Origin of the sequence: Prevotella sp. LCP21S3_D2, assembly GCF_052118345.1 — a bacterium.
Taxonomy (GTDB): domain Bacteria; phylum Bacteroidota; class Bacteroidia; order Bacteroidales; family Bacteroidaceae; genus Prevotella.
In genome coordinates, this window is the sequence record NZ_JBQKHJ010000095.1 from 1 (window position 1) to 573 (window position 573).

At 41.7% G+C, this 573-nt stretch carries 1 pseudogene; it reads right to left on the minus strand.

The window, feature by feature from the left end:
• A pseudogene (locus ACTQ16_RS16755) lies at positions 1-573 on the minus strand (IS1380-like element IS942 family transposase); the annotation flags it as partial.

Consider the following 573-nt stretch of genomic DNA (forward strand, 5'->3'; position numbering starts at 1 on the left):
TATACATCTGTAGGTATATTCGCCTTCCCAAATGTCAAGGTCTCCATCTATTCGCCTTTGTCTCTGTATGACAAGACGATACGGTTTTCCTTTCCATTTCTCAACAAGGATAGAATTCAACTCAAACTCAATACCGTTGATTTCAACAGTTTTCCATCCAGTTAAGGCAAACATGGAATCGTAGAAAGAAGAGCATCTGTTGGCACGAATATAAAAATGCCTGCAATGAGCCTCTACCATATCTACGATTTCCTCCGAACATGAGCCGCAATCCATGCGGGCACGAGAAATATATATTTCCGAAGCCTCCAATCGCTTGAAGATTCTTTCCAAAGTCTCTCTTTGGTTGAAGCGCACGTTTGTGTTGCCGTCTCTATTTTCAATACCAACAATCATGTCGTTAATGACAGCTACGCCTGGACTATAGCCCAAGAACTTCTTGTAGGTTGGTTTTGCATCATACTTCTCTGTTTCAATGAACTGATGGTCAAAGTCAAAATCATACTCTTGACCGGATTTCAATTGACCAGTAGCAAGCAGGGCATTGACCAGTAAGCAGTTCATCTTGTCTGC